20 protein-coding genes are annotated in these 16,064 nt (G+C 35.5%); 10 read left to right on the top strand and 10 right to left on the bottom strand.

The features are described 5' to 3' along the window. Positions 1–112: 112 nt before the first annotated feature. The gene (locus FB551_RS18905) at positions 113–835 is read left to right on the top strand and encodes a hypothetical protein (RefSeq protein ID WP_142018567.1); all 723 of its coding nucleotides are present in this window, start codon (positions 113–115) and stop codon (positions 833–835) included. A gap of 390 nt (positions 836–1,225) precedes the next feature. Then, positions 1,226–1,939, top strand: a complete 714-nt coding sequence (locus FB551_RS18900) for a hypothetical protein (protein ID WP_047428431.1) — start codon at positions 1,226–1,228, stop codon at positions 1,937–1,939. A 165-nt stretch (positions 1,940–2,104) separates the two neighbouring features. On the opposite strand, the gene FB551_RS18895 is transcribed toward FB551_RS18900, so the two are convergent. From FB551_RS18895 to ruvX, 5 genes are all read right to left on the bottom strand, one after another. Next, a complete protein-coding gene (locus FB551_RS18895; protein WP_142018566.1) occupies positions 2,105–2,980 on the bottom strand; it encodes an SdiA-regulated domain-containing protein in 876 nt (291 codons plus the stop codon). Positions 2,981–3,039: 59 nt separating this feature from the next. Then, a complete protein-coding gene (gene mazG / locus FB551_RS18890) occupies positions 3,040–3,807 on the bottom strand; it encodes a nucleoside triphosphate pyrophosphohydrolase (RefSeq protein ID WP_142018565.1) in 768 nt (255 codons plus the stop codon). Between the two features lie 237 nt (positions 3,808–4,044). Then, the gene (locus FB551_RS18885; protein WP_047428671.1) at positions 4,045–4,605 is read right to left on the bottom strand and encodes a DUF5606 family protein; all 561 of its coding nucleotides are present in this window, start codon (positions 4,603–4,605) and stop codon (positions 4,045–4,047) included. 73 nt (positions 4,606–4,678) lie between these two features. Then, on the bottom strand, positions 4,679–5,251 hold the full coding sequence (gene def, locus FB551_RS18880; RefSeq protein WP_034693378.1) for a peptide deformylase: 573 nt from the start codon (positions 5,249–5,251) through the stop codon (positions 4,679–4,681). Beyond that, entirely contained in the window at positions 5,248–5,664 is a 417-nt protein-coding gene (ruvX, locus tag FB551_RS18875) for a Holliday junction resolvase RuvX (protein WP_047428440.1), read from the bottom strand. Before ruvX ends, def begins: the two co-directional genes overlap by 4 nt. A gap of 115 nt (positions 5,665–5,779) precedes the next feature. Here ruvX and FB551_RS18870 point away from each other — a divergent pair, with 115 nt between their 5' ends. Both FB551_RS18870 and FB551_RS18865 read left to right on the top strand, forming a co-directional pair. Continuing rightward, positions 5,780–6,256, top strand: a complete 477-nt coding sequence (locus FB551_RS18870; RefSeq protein WP_047428442.1) for a SixA phosphatase family protein — start codon at positions 5,780–5,782, stop codon at positions 6,254–6,256. Continuing rightward, the gene (locus tag FB551_RS18865; RefSeq protein WP_142018564.1) at positions 6,237–7,127 is read left to right on the top strand and encodes an archaemetzincin; all 891 of its coding nucleotides are present in this window, start codon (positions 6,237–6,239) and stop codon (positions 7,125–7,127) included. Before FB551_RS18870 ends, FB551_RS18865 begins: the two co-directional genes overlap by 20 nt. Before the next feature lie 135 nt (positions 7,128–7,262). Here the strand turns inward: FB551_RS18865 and FB551_RS18860 are convergent, their stop codons facing one another. Continuing rightward, positions 7,263–8,807 (bottom strand): serine hydrolase, encoded by a 1,545-nt coding sequence (locus FB551_RS18860; RefSeq protein WP_142018563.1) that lies wholly within the window; start codon positions 8,805–8,807, stop codon positions 7,263–7,265. An 88-nt stretch (positions 8,808–8,895) separates the two neighbouring features. Here FB551_RS18860 and FB551_RS18855 point away from each other — a divergent pair, with 88 nt between their 5' ends. The 5 genes from FB551_RS18855 (at position 8,896) to FB551_RS18835 (ending at position 11,916) form a co-directional block, all read left to right on the top strand. After that, positions 8,896–9,363 carry a hypothetical protein gene (locus FB551_RS18855; RefSeq protein WP_142018562.1) on the top strand — a complete coding sequence of 156 codons (468 nt, stop codon included), beginning with the start codon at positions 8,896–8,898 and terminating at the stop codon, positions 9,361–9,363. Between the two features lie 58 nt (positions 9,364–9,421). Continuing rightward, positions 9,422–9,919: a metallophosphoesterase family protein gene (locus tag FB551_RS18850; RefSeq protein ID WP_142018561.1), complete on the top strand. Its 498-nt coding sequence runs from the start codon at positions 9,422–9,424 to the stop codon at positions 9,917–9,919. Between the two features lie 110 nt (positions 9,920–10,029). Further along, the gene (locus FB551_RS18845) at positions 10,030–10,524 is read left to right on the top strand and encodes a Smr/MutS family protein (protein WP_142018560.1); all 495 of its coding nucleotides are present in this window, start codon (positions 10,030–10,032) and stop codon (positions 10,522–10,524) included. An 18-nt stretch (positions 10,525–10,542) separates the two neighbouring features. Beyond that, positions 10,543–11,259, top strand: coding sequence for a DUF3822 family protein (locus tag FB551_RS18840; RefSeq protein ID WP_142018559.1), 717 nt, complete (start codon positions 10,543–10,545; stop codon positions 11,257–11,259). Positions 11,260–11,343: 84 nt separating this feature from the next. After that, positions 11,344–11,916 (top strand): RsmD family RNA methyltransferase, encoded by a 573-nt coding sequence (locus FB551_RS18835; protein ID WP_047428461.1) that lies wholly within the window; start codon positions 11,344–11,346, stop codon positions 11,914–11,916. On the opposite strand, the gene FB551_RS18830 is transcribed toward FB551_RS18835, so the two are convergent. Then, the gene (locus tag FB551_RS18830) at positions 11,913–12,260 is read right to left on the bottom strand and encodes a winged helix-turn-helix transcriptional regulator (RefSeq protein ID WP_034693356.1); all 348 of its coding nucleotides are present in this window, start codon (positions 12,258–12,260) and stop codon (positions 11,913–11,915) included. The genes FB551_RS18835 and FB551_RS18830 overlap by 4 nt on opposite strands. A gap of 83 nt (positions 12,261–12,343) precedes the next feature. Between FB551_RS18830 and FB551_RS18825 the strand changes: the two genes are divergently transcribed. Then, positions 12,344–12,943, top strand: a complete 600-nt coding sequence (locus tag FB551_RS18825) for a nitroreductase family protein (RefSeq protein ID WP_142018558.1) — start codon at positions 12,344–12,346, stop codon at positions 12,941–12,943. A 79-nt stretch (positions 12,944–13,022) separates the two neighbouring features. Here the strand turns inward: FB551_RS18825 and murI are convergent, their stop codons facing one another. Genes murI through FB551_RS18810 form a run of 3 tightly spaced genes read right to left on the bottom strand, consistent with a single transcriptional unit; the run spans position 13,023 to position 16,039 of the window. Next, positions 13,023–13,853 carry a glutamate racemase gene (gene murI, locus FB551_RS18820; protein ID WP_142018557.1) on the bottom strand — a complete coding sequence of 277 codons (831 nt, stop codon included), beginning with the start codon at positions 13,851–13,853 and terminating at the stop codon, positions 13,023–13,025. A gap of 59 nt (positions 13,854–13,912) precedes the next feature. Further along, positions 13,913–15,037 (bottom strand): radical SAM family heme chaperone HemW, encoded by a 1,125-nt coding sequence (hemW, locus tag FB551_RS18815; RefSeq protein WP_142018556.1) that lies wholly within the window; start codon positions 15,035–15,037, stop codon positions 13,913–13,915. A 51-nt stretch (positions 15,038–15,088) separates the two neighbouring features. Further along, positions 15,089–16,039: a PorP/SprF family type IX secretion system membrane protein gene (locus tag FB551_RS18810; protein WP_047428474.1), complete on the bottom strand. Its 951-nt coding sequence runs from the start codon at positions 16,037–16,039 to the stop codon at positions 15,089–15,091. Positions 16,040–16,064 lie beyond the last annotated feature (25 nt).

The following is a 16,064-nucleotide window of genomic DNA, read 5'->3' as shown; positions in this document are numbered from 1 at the left end:
ATATTTTCAGCTATATAAGTCAAAGCCAGACATAGTTCAATATGTTTATCAATTCCTTAAAAAACAGACATTTAAAAAACATTTTATATTTGTGCCAATAAAAAATCAACAAATGATGAAAAAAAAACTATTGTATATGGCATTATTTGTCATGTTCATACAGTTAAGTGCACAAGTAGGGATTAAAACACCCACACCCCAAAATACTTTGCATGTAAACGGTACACTTCAGGTAGTTAAGGATCTGAATGTAGGTGGGGACGACAAAACAAAAGGAAATTCCGGAAACAAAGGAGAGGTTTTAATGTCAAATGGAGAGGGCATTGCGCCGGTATGGAAAACTATAGAGTCTGAAAACTTCTTAAAGGTAGTGTATGTGGGAAATAAAACGAACATCAGCCCTGCAAGCGGAAGCTACACAGGAACCCATTCTACACCGGTTAATACTCATGAAAGTTATTCACAAACCTATGTTTTCAATGTGAGTAATAAGATCGATACGGCTTATTTAACTTACAATTCTACCACAGGGCTTTTCACGGTAGTAAAGCCGGGGTTTTACAATATCGTTCCTTATGCAACCTATGATCTTAATTTAAATCCATCAGGACAAACTGCAGGAACGGCCAATTCCTATATCCAAAAAGTTTCCCCTACTCTCACGACACTTGCAGGTATATCCACAGGACATGGCGAGCGTACAACAGGCTTGAATCATAATCTTTCCTCCATTAATTTTTTCAACACGGGAGAAACCTTCAGAATACGCTGCCGTTATACCCAGGATTTCAGATTATCGGGTGGAAATATTCATATCTCTTATCTTACTCCATAAACGAGACAAACGTCAATCACTTCAACTATTCATATATTCAAAGACCACAGACTTATTCTGTGGTTTTTACTGTATAATAAAATTACAGATTGAGTTCCTTTATATTAGGTAAAGAAGTCAGTAACACTTGTTATCACAATAATAATCCTTGCTAAAAACTATAGTTTTTACATCATCATAGAAATTCTTCTATAATTTAAAAAAAATCATAAAGAACAAGAAAAATGAATTTAAATTAATTCAAAAAATTCAGCAAATTAATTTAAATAAAACACGCAAAAAACAAATTATATAAAAATAAACCACAATAATAAAATTAATCATCTATTGTTGATTTTTTTTCGTTTTATAATAATCCATACATTTGTCCCAACAAAACACATTTTTAAGATGAAAAGAAAACTATTAAGTGTAGCATTATTTGCTATGTCAATATTTGCTTATGCACAAATCGGAGTCCAGACATCTACTCCACAGAGAACACTGCACGTCAACGGCTCACTGCAGGTGGTAAAAGAACTGAACGTAGGAGGTTCTGAAAATGTACAGGGTACTGCAGGTAAAGACGGTGAATTTTTAAGTTCCAATGGGCCAGGTACAGCTCCTACCTGGAGAACTATAGAATCTCAAAATTTTTTCAAAGTAGTCTTTGTGGGCAACAAGGGTAATATATCACCAGCTACCGGCAGCTATACAGGAACTCACGTAACCGGAACTTTTGAAAACCTGGCTCAAAATTTCATTTATAATATGGTTAACAAAATAGATAATAATTTTATTTCCTATGATGCAAACACCGGGATATTTACAGTAAACAGGACCGGATTCTATAATATAGCAACCTATTTCACCTATGACTTAAACCTTAACGGAACTAATGAAACAGCTGGAACAGCAACGTCACAACTTCAGAAAGAGGCTGATACTCAAAACTTAGTTTCAGCAGTATCAACAGGACACGGAGAAAGAACAACATATGTATATCATCAGTTAACGGGTATCCAGCCCTTTGCTGCCGGAGAGACATTCAGGCTAAGATGTGGATACACCCAGGACTTCAGATTATCAAAAGGGAATATCAGTATCTCTTATCTTACTCAGTAAACAATACAAAAAAAACATCAATCCTTTCAATAACATTCATATATTCAAAAGAGGCCGTTTCACAAATTGTGAAAACGGCCTTTTTATAAAGTTTTATTGTACACTCATAGATGATTTTTACTATACGTCATTTAGTTGTGATACCTCTTCTTTTTATTTTAAGGTTTACTTTAAAGAAAAAGTATACATATTTCCACCTTCATTTTTTCCTTTCTCATCGGCAATCATTACTGTTTTATCATCAAGAAAAACAATAGCTTCTTTTTGTGAATTATGATTCAGTGGAATTTTCTGAATTTTAGCAGAATTAAAGTCATTAGCGGTAAATCCGGTAAGAACGTGAACATTTTTATGAGTCAGCAGTACAATCTTATCCTTCGTACTGTTGATGGTGGCTGAAGTAATGGCAGCATCATTATACCCACCCTGAAGTTTCAGTGTTCCTATTAATTTAGCTTCAAAATCACCTTCTTTATTAGGTACCTGGAATACAAGGAAAGTTCCGTCAAAACCTTTGCTTCTGTTTTTAGTGAATAAATAAAAATTTCCGTCCATTTCTACAAAAGCCTCACAATCGTACAACAGGTTTGATTTTTTAGGTGGAAACTCCGTCTGCCCCTGATAATGGAATTTTGTAGTCTGTACAACTTTGGTAACAATTTGTTTGCTGTCTTTCAGATCTGTTTTTAAGATCGCCAGATCCTGCCTGTTATTATCATTATTCCCAAAATCTCCAATATAAATATTTCCCTGAGGATCAGATATAATATCTTCCCAGTCTGTATTTTCAGCGTTTTCTACCGGTATTTTTGCCAGCATGTCACCTTTATCACTCAGCCCGTATATCGCATTTTTATTTCCCCTGTCCTCAATCGCCCAGATTGTTTTCTTATCCTGTGACAAAGCAATTCCGGAAACTTCCTTCAATTTTTTAGGTAAGGAAAACTGAACTTTTAATTCATCTTCTTGAGTTGGGGAATTCTGAGCTTTTGGATTACAGCTCAATAAAAGCAAAGCGGGTAAAATAAGAAAACGTAACATATTTATCTTTTATTTTTTTTTAATTGAATGTAAGAAGCATTAATTGTTCCAATCAGAAATTATGAAAGCTTTTTTGCCTTTTCCCAAAGAACATCCATTTCTTCCAGAGACATATCTGCCAGTTTCAACTCCTGTTCCTCGGCAAGTCCTTCCATCTTTTGAAATCTTGAAATAAACTTAAGATTGGTTCTTTCCAACGCAGAATCCGGGTTAATACCTGAAATTCTTGCATAGTTAATCAAAGAGAAAAAAACATCACCCAACTCCTGTTCTTTTTTATCCAGATCAGTCTCAGCATGGAACTCCTGAATCTCTTCATCTACCTTTTTCCATGCATCTTCTGCATCATGAAACTCAAAACCTATTCCCTTCACTTTATCCTGAATTCGGTAGGCTTTTACCAGACTCGGCAGGCTTTTAGGAACTCCTCCCAAAATAGATTTGTTTCCTTCTTTTAGTTTTAATTTTTCCCAGTTCTGCTTCACTTCTTCTTCATCTTTCACTTCTACATCTCCATAGATGTGAGGATGGCGGAAAATTAATTTTTCATTCAAGGAATTGATAACATCAGCAATGTCAAAGCTTTCTTTTTCGGAACCTATTTTAGCATAAAAAACAAGATGAAGCAGGACGTCGCCCAGTTCTTTTTTTATTTCCTGTAAATCATTCTGCAAAATAGCATCTGAAAGTTCATAGGTTTCCTCAAGGGTAAGATGACGAAGGGATTCCAACGTCTGCTTCTGATCCCATGGACATTTTTCACGCAAATCATCCATAATATCCAATAATCTTCCGAAGGCTTCCAGTTTCTCTTGTTTCGTATTCATAAATAAGGGGAAATTCAATCTTATACAAATGTAAGGGTTATTCAGGCATCATTACAAACGTTGGAAGTAAAAGTTGCGAAGTGCAGAATTCAGGACAGATGAGAGGTCTAAACCTAACAGGTTTTCGAAACCTGTTAGGTTTGGAATATTAGCGTGCAATTATCTTTTGTCTCAAAAAACAAAAAGCCTTGTCCGGACATTCCAGACAAGGCTTTATATTTTTAATTCAGAACTGAATTATCCTTGTTTTCTGTGCGTACTCTTAGGAGCTGATTTTGCAGCTGAAGTAGCTTTTACTTTTGGAGCAGCTGGCTTTTCTGCTTTTGGAGCCGCTTTTTTAGCTTCTTTTTCAATGCTTACTTCTTCTGTTGCAGGCTCTCCTTCTAAAGTTTCAGGCTCAGCTTTCACAAAGCTTTCAGGAGTAATATATCCTGCTTTTTGAAGGATGTTGTACCACTGAGCTAATTTCTTGATATCAGAAGCATATACTCTTTCTGTATCATAATTAGGAAGAGATGTTAACATGAATTCTTTTAAATCTGCATCAGACGATTTGTGAGAAATCGTTTCTTTATAATCGTTGTTTTTAGCAATATTTTCAAATACTTCAAACAAAGGAACTTCTTTCTCGAATGTAAACATCGCAATATTGTCCAATAAACTTACCTGGCTTGAGTTTCCAATGCTTACTTTTTTCTTGTTGGTAACATCTTCAATGATGAATCCGTTTCTTAATTGAGAAACTAATTTGAAAAGTCCTGGTTTTCCAGAAATTGAAATTATTTTTTCTAACAGCATAATTTTATTTTTTGTAAATTCTGCAATCAGCACTAGCTTTTTGCTTTTTATTATTTTTAATCCTTATTTTAAATTACTTTGGAAATCTCATTTTGTAACCGATGTTCACATCACCCTGAGATATTTTAGTCAGCTTACCTTTTACCAGTTTCTTCTTCAGAGCACTAAGGTGATCGGTAAAAAGAACTCCTTCAATATGGTCATATTCATGCTGAATTACGCGGGCTCTAATATCGGAAAAAGTTTCTGTATGTTTCACAAAATTTTCGTCATAATATTCAATAACGATTGTTCCTTTTCTTTTTACATCTTCTCTTACATCAGGAATAGAAAGACAGCCCTCATTGAACTTCCATTCTTCCCCGGATTCTTCGAGAATCTGAGCGTTGATGAATACTTTTTTAAACTCTGCCAGCTCATCTTTAATATCTTCATAATCCTCATCTTCTGCAAGAGGCGTTACATCTATTACGAACAGACGGATGTCCAAACCAATCTGTGGCGCTGCAAGACCTATGCCATTTGCGCTGTACATGGTTTCGAACATGTTATCTATCAGTTCCTGTAATTCGGGATAGTCTTTGTCTATATCTTTCCCTACTTTTCTCAAAACAGGATCCCCAAAAGCTCTTATCGGTAATATCATCTTAATCTTTGTTCTAAAAAATTCTGCAATATAATTGTTGCACTTACTTTATCTATTAGTCCTTTTTCCTGCCTCTTTTTCTTGTTTTTTCCACTTTGGGAAATAAAAAACGAAGCCATTTTGGAAGTAAATCTTTCATCAAAACGGTGAACTGCAATATCCGAAAATTCTTTTTTAAATTCTTCTATGAATTTTAAAATATCGGTTTCCACTTCTGAAATATTTCCTCTCAAATCTATGGGAAGCCCAATCACTACTTCATCCACCTTATTTTCACTGAAATATTTTTTCAAAAATTCCATTAAAAGACGGTTCTCTACAGTCTCCAGTCCACTGGCTATAATCTGCATATCATCGGTTGCAGCGATACCACAACGAGCCTTTCCGTAGTCTATTGCAAGGATTTGTCCCATAAGTTTGCAAATTTAGTAAAATTTACTGATTTTATTCATAACGCAGTTTTTTTATATAAATCATGTTTTATTCCATTATTTTTTTTATAATTTTAATCTTCCAAAAAACAATTATATGAAGAAACTCATCCTCGTTAGACATGCAAAAAGCGACTGGCCGGAGGAAACGGAGGACTTTGACAGACCATTGGCAGACAAAGGTTTGGAGGATGCTATGCACATGTCCAGGTTCCTGAAAAGTAATAATATTTCCATTGATCATTTTGTGTCCAGCCCCGCGGTGCGTGCACTGAATACCTGTAAAATTTTCAATCAGGCCTATCAGCTGAACTGTGCTACTGATGAAAAACTTTATAATCCATCGGAAAGAAGCTTTGAATCTGTAATTTATGATCTGGATGACAATCTTAATTCTGTTGCATTCTTTTCTCACAATAATGGAATTTCCAATTTTGCCAACTCTATTTCTGAGGATATTTTCCATTTTCCGACTTGCGGAGTTGCAGGTTTTGAAGTAGACTGTGAATCCTGGTCAGAATTCGACGGTGCTAAAAAGAAACTGTTATTCTTTTATGAGCCGGGGAAAATATAACTTTACTTCTGTACTTTTTTATGTATCCTTATTAATCCTTCTTTTCTCATGTCAGAAACAGAAGAAAACCTACTATGAATCTATTGCACTGAATGATATAAAGCTTTCTTCCCCCAAGCCCGGAAGCTGGCGCTCTAATCATGATGAACATTTCCAGACCTATGAAGATTTTCAGAAATCAAAAAAGATAAAACCAGAGTCTGGACAGAATACCATCTATCTGCAGCCAATCGGAAAATTTGATGAACTTCAGAAAAGAGAAATAGCCCTTACCAGTGAATATTTAAAAATATATTTCCAGCTGGAAACAAAGATTCTTCCCCCCTTATCCAACACCATATTTCCTGAAAAGATCAAAAGAATTTCAAAGGAAGGACAGGAACAAATTCTGGCAAGTTATGTCCTGGACAGCATTCTGATCAAAAGAAAGCCTAAAGATGCTGTAGTACTGATGGGAATTACAGAGAAAGATCTTTTTCCACTGCCGGAATGGAACTATGTTTTCGGGCTGGCTTCTTATGAAGAAGGTGTAGGGGTCACGTCAATGTATAGATTTGCAAACGGTCATTTAAGTGATTCCAACTTTAATGAGAGTTTTCTGAGATTAATAAAGATCAGTTCTCATGAGATCGGGCATATGTTTGGAATAAGCCATTGTCTGAATGCCAACTGTGTGATGAATGGAACCAATACGCTTACTGAAACAGATTATCACCTCGCAAGAGCATGTTCACTCTGTCAGAGAAAACTGAATTCAAGTATCCATTATGATCCTGAGAAAAGACTTCTTGAATTGAAAAATTTCTTTGAAAAGCAACATCTTAACACAGAACTTTCCCTGTCACAGCAAGACCTGAATCTTGTACAATAAACCAACATTCCTTTACCAACTGCATATTCCCCTCCATCGGAGGGGTGGCAAAAAATTTATTTTTTGACGGGGTGGTTAACAAAAAAGAACGGACCCAAGCCCGTTCTCTATGAAATATCTTACGTGATTCCGCTTTTATTTCTTCTTCAAATCCAGATCATCAAAATCAAAACTGAAATCCGTTACATCAGAAATCGCCTTCAATTTTGCAGATTCTGCCTTTCCGTTTTCGTCGTAGCTGAAAATAATATAAGCATCCGCATCATAGCTTCTGTCGTCCCATTTGATAATAAAAGAATTATTAGAGTATGGAAGTAATTCGCCTTTTAATCTTGGAGAGTTTTTACATGAAATTCTATAAGTATTTCCCTGCTGAGCAATTTCTACATCACCAAACCAAACATCATTGTAAGTTCCTGTGAACTGTTCTGCTTTTGGCTGAAGTGATTTTTCTTTTTTAAATGCTTCTGATTTTGCAAAAGCGTCTTTCTTCTGTTTATTGAATTCAGCTTCCATTTTAGACATTCTGTCCCCATAGGTTTTTAGCCAGTTTCTGTCTGCAACGCCAAGATAAGAATCCTTCACCGTATTGGTAATGGTATTGAAAGCTGCTCCAGATTGTTGGTTCGTCAATACAACAATTCCCAGTTTCATATCCGGAATTAACGTAAACTGTGTAACCGTCCCGATCAATCCTCCGGTATGCTGTACCTGTTTATGTCCTTTAACATCACTCAGGAACCACCCTAAACCGTATCCGTAGAAACTTGTATCATAAGGATTTTTTGCGGCTACTCTGTCAGGGATCTGTAAGCTCCACAGCTGTTGGGCATTCTTATCAGACACCAGTTTTTTTCCGTCTTTTGTTGTGAAGTTATTCAGGAGACATTCTGCCCAGGTTGTCATATCCTTAATATTACTCATAATTCCACCAGCGGCATTGGCTGTTTCATTCCAATCGTGAGGAACAGCAATCGCTTTTCCATCCACAGGAGCATGTGCATCAATTTTATTAGCTGTAGCTTTTGCTCTGTTGTAGCTTCCGAAACTTGAAGTCATTCCTACCGGCTTCATGATTCTTTGCTCAATAAATTCTGCCCAGCTTAATCCGGAAATTCTGTGAATCACTTCTCCGGCCACAATAAACATAATATTGTTATAATCCAGTTTTGTTCTGAAAGGATTTTCTGGCTTTAAATATCTTACGTTACGAACAATATCGTTCACAGTCATACTGCCTCCTTCAGGAAAAAACATAAGATCACCCTGCCCAAGTCCTAATCCTGCTCTGTGCGTAATAAGATCTTTAATGGTAACATTTTGAGAAACGTAAGGATCGTACATTTGAAACTCAGGAATATATTTTGAAACTTTATCATCCCAGTTCAGTTTTCCCTCATCTGCTAAGATGGCTAATGCCACACAAGTAAAACCTTTTGAGTTGGAAGCAATTCCCACTAGTGTATTATCATCCATAGGCTGCTTCGTAGTAAGAGAACGTACTCCAAAGCCTTTAGAATAGGTTACTTTACCATCTTTTACAATTCCCACTGACATTCCTGGTACATCAAAGGTTTTCAGGGTATTTTGGATCAGTTCATCCAGCTTTTTTTCTTCAACCTGCGCATTGGCCAATCCTACGGTCAAAAGAAAAATGAAAAAAGAAAGTTTCTGTTTCATTGTTTATTTTAATTTTCCCAAATTTACTAAATATTAAGCGATGCTAATTTTAGCAGTGCTAAAACTTTACTATAAATCAATTGTATTTATGAACAAGTCTATTTGTATCTGTATATTTTCTCTTTTCGCTATCAGTGGTACCAAAGCCCAGGACAGAACTGCCAATCCTCTGCTTTTACAAACCTGGAATCTCAATAAAATGGATACTTATATTTATACCTATGAAAAACAGGATGGCTTTGAGGCAAGGAGAGAAGGAATCAGATTTCAGAAAAACGGAAAAATCACCGGAAATCTGATTAAATCTACCTTAAGATATGATACCCTGGAAGAACCTGTTACTAAGAAAAATGAAAAACCAGACCGCTATATCGGGAGCTGGAAAAAAGCTTCAGACTCTACAGTTACTCTAATTTTTCCTTCCAATACCAATATGACCGGCACTTTTGTTATTTCAAAGCTTACGGAAAATCAGCTGAAATTAAAAAAGGTTTTCAGTGCGGATATTGAAAAGAAACTGGATTCAATCAGAAAAACAAAAAATATTACTGAGTAGGATCTCTTATGAATTGATAAAAGCTTCTTTATATTTGCACTCTTAAAAATGGCAGTACATGACAAAAGTTCTTCTCCTTTCCGACTCTCATTCTTATATTGATGACAGAATTCTGGAATATGCTTCTCAGGCCGATGAAGTATGGCATTGCGGAGATTTCGGAAGCCTGGATGTTATTGAACAGCTTGAAAAAGTAAAACCTCTCAAGGGCGTTTACGGAAACATTGATAATGCCAAAATTCAGGCTGAATTTCCGGAGGTGAACCGATTTTTTTGTGAAAAACTGGAAGTTCTGATGATTCACATTGGAGGATATCCGGGAAAATATACTCCACTTACTAAAAAAGAAATTGCAGAAAAGGCTCCGAAATTATTTATTTCAGGGCACTCTCATATTTTGAAAGCCATGTATGACGAGAAAAAAAGTCTGCTTCATCTGAATCCCGGCGCCTGCGGAAAACAGGGCTGGCATAAAGTGAGAACGATGATGCGCTTTGTGGTGGACGGTGAGGAAATCAAAGATCTGGAAGTGATTGAACTGGGACCGAGAGTATGATGAGTGAGAGTGCTAGGGAGTATGAGTGTTTGAGGGTAAAGGAGTTTGTCTTCTATCCGTTTTAGTTTTTACCTTTGCAGAAATATTGGATTAGACAAGTCTTAGAAATTATGAAGATCGGCGATAAGGTTTCGGTAGTAGATGAAGATTTAAGCGGAGTAATTACATCCGTGAAGGGAAATATTGTCGTTTTTAAAGATGAATATGGCTTTACCCATCAATATCCTAAAGAAAAACTGGTTCCTAAAGATTCGGATCTCTATGAAAATATCAGAATCGTCAGAAAAGCGGAGCCTAAAAAAATTATTTCTAAGAAACACCAGAAAAATCATTTGGTTTTAGATCTGCATTTTCATAATTTGGTAAAGAATCCCAATGACTATGACAGCTTTGAAAGATTGTTTATACAGAAGGAAAAACTGATTGAAGTGATTGAGTTTTGCAGGAAGAACAACCTGAAGAGACTGGAAATTGTTCATGGCATTGGTGATGGGACTTTACAGAGGATGGTTCGGGATGTGCTGGAAAGCCAGGTTAATATTGATTTTTATAATAAGGAAATACTTCACCATCAATCGGGTGCGGTAATGGTAGAATTTCACTAAATTTGCAGGAATTGAAATATGAACGTACTTAATTTACTTTTTACCAAAGACGGATTGATCTGCCAGATTGTTAAAAACAAAAACATTCTGGAGGAAAAGTCTTATTTCGTTACTGAAGAGACACCAGCCAATCTTATTGATCAAAAGCTGGATGAAGTTCTTTTAAAGCAGCGCTATGACGAAATCCATGTGATTTCAGCATTTAACCACTTTACCCTGATGCCGGAAGGTTTTTCTGAGCATGATGCAGGTTTTGATCTGATCGCTTTCAACGCTCCAACTGACAGAGAAAAGGAAGAGCTGATGCTTTCTATCAATAAAAAATTCAATATTCAGTTTTATTATACTTTCCCAAAAAACTATTATAAGAAAATAAAAGAGCTTGCAGTACCAGTTCATTTTAATTTCTCCGGAGAAAAGTTTCTAAGTGCGATCAATAATAAAACCAATAAGGAAATTCACATCAATCTATATCACAACCAATGTGAGTTTTTTGCAATTGATAATAAGAAAATCATTCTTTATAATAACCTGGATGTCAACTCCGAAGTTGATTTCCTTTACTTTATTATGTTTACATTAAGCAAAATAGGTTTCGGAATCAATGAAACCAGCTTTTATGCTTACGGAGAAACTACGGAAAATGAAACGTTTATTTCCGAACTTCAGAAATTTGTTAAAAATCTGAAAATTGTCTTTGACAATATTCCCAATAAGAATTTTATACTCAACTAGGTTACAGGCCGCAGGTATTAGGGATCAGTTCCCGGACATAATTACCAGCCACCTATAATCTATTACCTAAACCCTAAAAAAAATATGTTCAGAATAATATCAGGCAAATGGAAAGCCAAGAAAATTGCCGCTCCAAAAAACTTTGAAGTAAGACCTACCACCGATTTTGCGAAAGAGGCTTTATTCAGCATTCTGGAAAACAAATACGATATGCAGTCGATTTCTGTGCTTGATCTTTTTGCAGGAATTGGTTCTATTACCTTTGAATTTGCTTCACGAGGCTGTCAGAATGTTACTTCGGTAGAGCTGAATCCAAAACACACCGCATTTATCAACTCCACTGCTTCTGAGCTAGATATGGCACTTCAGATCAATGTACAGAGAGGGGATGTCTTTGACTGGCTTAAAAAATTCAGAAATAATAAATCTTTTGAAATTGTTTTCTCTGATGCTCCCTTTGAAATGGAAGAGAAAAAATATTATGAGCTGATTTCTCTGGTTTTAAACAATAAATACCTGAAGGAAAACGGCGTTCTGATTGTAGAGCACCAAAGCCGTATGAAGCTCGACCATCCCAATTTAATAGATACCAGAAAATACGGAAACGTAAGTTTCAGTTTTTTTGAACCCAATAAAGAAGATAATCAGGAACTTTAATTCCTGATTATTTTTTTTGATATGACTGGAGATTCTTCACCCCATTTTGTTATAGCTTCTAAAACAGGTAAAAGCGTCTTTCCAAAGTCCGTTAATTCATATTCTACCACTAAAGGAGGTTTTTCTGTAAAAACTTTTCTGTCAACAATTCCGTCTTCCTCCAATTGCTTTAGCTGTAAACTCAATGTTCTTTCCGTGATGGTAGGAATGGATTTTCTTATTTCATTATAACGCTTAGCTCCTCCAATGAGGTGGTGTAAAATTACTGCTTTCCATTTCCCTCCGATAAATTTCATCGTAACGCTGGTACAGCAGGGATAGGATTTATTATCTATTGTATACATTTTATACTATCATTTTTTACCGTTATTGCAAAGTTAATAAACTTAAATTACTTTTGTAACTATAAAAATGATAGTATAAAATTATGAACTTTTTAGACAAAATGAAAAACAGATATACTGTAAAAAAGTATAATCCACAGGGAAAAATCAGTGAAGAACAAATTGCAGCGCTTCAGGAGATTTTAAATTTAAGCCCGTCATCTATTAACAGCCAGCCATGGAATTTTATTTTCGTAAATGATACTGAAATAAAAAAGCAATTGGGTGAAAAATCTTATTTTAATAAAGAAAAAGTACTGGATAGTAGTCATATTATTGTTTTTCAGGTGATCAAAAACATTGAAAACTTTGAAAAACAAATTGAAGAAAATCTACCGGAAGGCTCTGTTAATTATTACCGTACTATGGTAAAACCAAAGGGAGAAGATGCTATAAAATCATGGCTCGGGCATCAGGTATATTTATCTCTAGGCGTACTTTTGTCTGCCTGTGCAGCGATGGGAATAGATTCCACTCCAATGGAAGGAATTGAACCGGAAGGCTATGATGCTGTTCTGAATAATGAAAACTATGAAACCCTATTTGCCGTAGCTATCGGGCAAAGAGATGAAACGGATGCTAATCAGCCGAAATTCAATCCGAAGAAAAGGCTGAATGCTGAAAAAGTAATTGTGGAGGCGTAACATAAACAAAAATTTCACAATCTCTTTCACAAAGGACACTAATAAAAAAGTCTGCTTCAATATGAGGCAGACTCTTTATTTATAATACTTTCAATTCTAAATCAATTGTTTTTCCGAAGAACTTCTTGGAGATCTTTTCAAAATTCTTGGTAAGATCTGAAAGGTAGAAATGATAATTCGGCTGGTGATTGTTATCATTTAAAAGGTTGTACTTATCCAGAATGATTTTTAAATGATTGGCCACAATATTCGGAGAGTCTATTACACGGACTCTGTTTCCATAATACTGCTTGATTTCATCTATTAAAAGAGGATAATGGGTACAGCCCAGAATCAAAGTTTCAATATTTTTTAATTTACTGTTACTTAAATAATTATAAATAATAGCATGGGTAATCGGATGGTTTTTAAATCCTTCTTCAATGGCAGGAACCAGTAATGGTGTTGCCAGTTCATCCACTTTGATCCACTTATTGTGCTTTCTGATGCTCTTTTTATACAACCCGGAATTCACAGTTGCTTTGGTAGCAATAACGCCTACATTATTGTGAATTTCATAAGATACTTTTTCAGCAACAGGATTAATAACGTCTATGACAGGTACTTTTCCCGCAACAGACTGCATCACTTCATTCAAAGCATTAGCTGTTGCCGTATTACAGGCAATTACAATAGCTTTACAATTCTGCTCCAGCAGAAAATTGGTGATCTTTGTAGAATATTCAATAATCGCTTCCTTGGATTTTTCTCCGTAAGGAAGGTGCTTTGTATCTCCAAAGTAAATAAGGTCTTCATGAGGCAGAAGTCTTTTAATTTCTTTGGCAACGGTAAGACCTCCTACTCCACTATCAAAAATTCCGATAGGCTGGGCTGGTGAAAGATGTGAATAATCTTGTTTTTTAGTTTTCAAATGAGCTGAAATTTTATACAAAAATAGTGAATTTATGGTATATCATATACATCAAAATGCTATACAATAAATAAATCCGAAGCAATTCCGTCTGCCATAAACCAATGCTTTTCAGGAATTTTTAAATGATCATTTTCAATAATTAAAATACCTTCTTCTATTTTCGGTTTTATTTCTACCCGAAAATGTTCCAGCATTCTCTCTGAAAATTTGTTTTGCAAACTCTGCAGATCTACTCCCCAGATGGTACGCAAGCCGATCATAATCATTTCATTAAACTGATCTTCCTTGGAAAGGATTTCTTCCTCTTTGGCCAGCAATTTACCATTTAGTTTTTTAATGTATTGCTGATTATTAGCTATATTCCAGCTTCGGACATCGAATCCGTTATACGAATGTGCTGATGGCCCTATCCCAAGATATTCCTGATACTTCCAATAGGCAGAATTGTGGCGGGAGTAAAAGCCAGATTTAGCAAAATTGGAAACTTCATAATGCTCAAAACCGTTATCTTTTAAAAAGTCAGATAAATAATAGAATTCTTTGTTTTGTTCTTCTTCTTTAGGACTTTTTACTTTTCCTTTTGAGATCCAGTTTTCCAAAGCCGTTTTGGGTTCTACTGTCAATGCATAAGATGAAATATGTGGAACTTCCAGAGCGATGGTTTTATTCAGATTTTCTTTCCAGATCTCAAGATTGGAAGTGGGTGAACCATAGATCAGATCAATACTTAGATTTTCAAAACCGAAGTCCTGTGCTCGTTTGATGGAACTTTCGGCCTCGGAGGCACTGTGAGCTCTGTTCATCAACTTCAGATCTTCTTCAAAAAAACTTTGAGTACCAATGGACAGTCTGTTCACTGGTGTTCCTGCCAGCTGTTTCAGGAAATTTTTGTCCAGATCATCAGGATTGGCTTCCAAAGTGACTTCAATATCATTTTCAAAACTGAAATGCTGCAAAATTTCATCTATTAAAGAACTGATCTCATCTACCGAAAGAATAGAAGGAGTTCCGCCTCCAAAATACAGAGATTTGAGATTTTTATTCTGTAACTCATCTTTTCTCAATAGTATTTCAGTTTTCATGGCGCGAAGCATTTCATCCTTGAAATTCAGGGATGTTGAAAAATGAAAGTTACAATAACTGCATTTTTGTTTACAGAACGGAATGTGAATATAAATCATAAAAAAAGCTCTGAAAAATTTCAGAGCTCAAATTTATTTAAATTAAATTAATTAATATCTAAATCCTCTAGCATTAATAAAGTTGTCGAAGTTATACCCCAGACCAATCATGAAGCTGTTTCCACCATAGCTCTGGATATCAGATAATCCAAGGTTATAAGTAGCTCCAATCATGAATTTGTTGAATCTTACTTTTACAATTGGAGAGATACTCAGGTTCTGATTATCAAATCTGTTCTGAACCGTTCTGTAGCTTACCCCGAAAGAGAATGCGTTAATATCATTAGAGAATGTAGCCATTAGGTTCCAGTCTATCATTCTCGTTGAATTTGTATTAAGATTGATTAATGCTGAAGGTGCCAATGTAATATTATCAGCAATGTTCCAGTTGTATCCTAAGTTTAAGAAGAATTTAATTGGAGAAGGCTCGTAGTTGTTTACGATAGAAGCATCATTACTTAATGCGATATCATTTACGGAAACACCCCCGAATAAACCTCTGTAGGTAGCTGCCAAACCGAAGTTTGCATACACCATAAAGATATTACTTTCTTCACCTCTCAATAATGGGTCACCACCTTCTTCAGTATTGATTTTTGAATAATCAAAATTCATGTTATAGAAGTTAACACTTGTACCGAAAGAGAACTGGTCTTTTCTGTCTCCTTCACTACTTAGCGGAATAAAATATGAAGCACCAGCCGTGATACCACCCGCAGAGATCGGTCCGTTACTGTCTCTGAACACGGAAATACCAGCACCTACTCTATCAAAGATATTCGCATTAATCCCGATTGACTGAACATTCGGAGAATTACTGAATTTTGAAAATTGTTGTTGATAATTGGCGTTGAGCTGTACGTAATCTGTTTTTCCGTATTGAGCTGGGTTGAACAGGAACTCACCATCCAAAAGATATTGCTGATAGTATGGTAGTGATTCTTGTGCTTTGTATGCATTTGACAAAAGAGCTAAACATACGATAGCATATAGTTTTCTCATAACAAATCTTGATTTCAATTCAACA

Origin of the sequence: Chryseobacterium aquifrigidense, assembly GCF_006716485.1 — a bacterium.
Taxonomy (GTDB): domain Bacteria; phylum Bacteroidota; class Bacteroidia; order Flavobacteriales; family Weeksellaceae; genus Chryseobacterium; species Chryseobacterium vietnamense.
The sequence above is the reverse complement of the archived record's forward strand: the minus strand, read 5'-3'. Positions and strand labels throughout refer to the sequence as shown.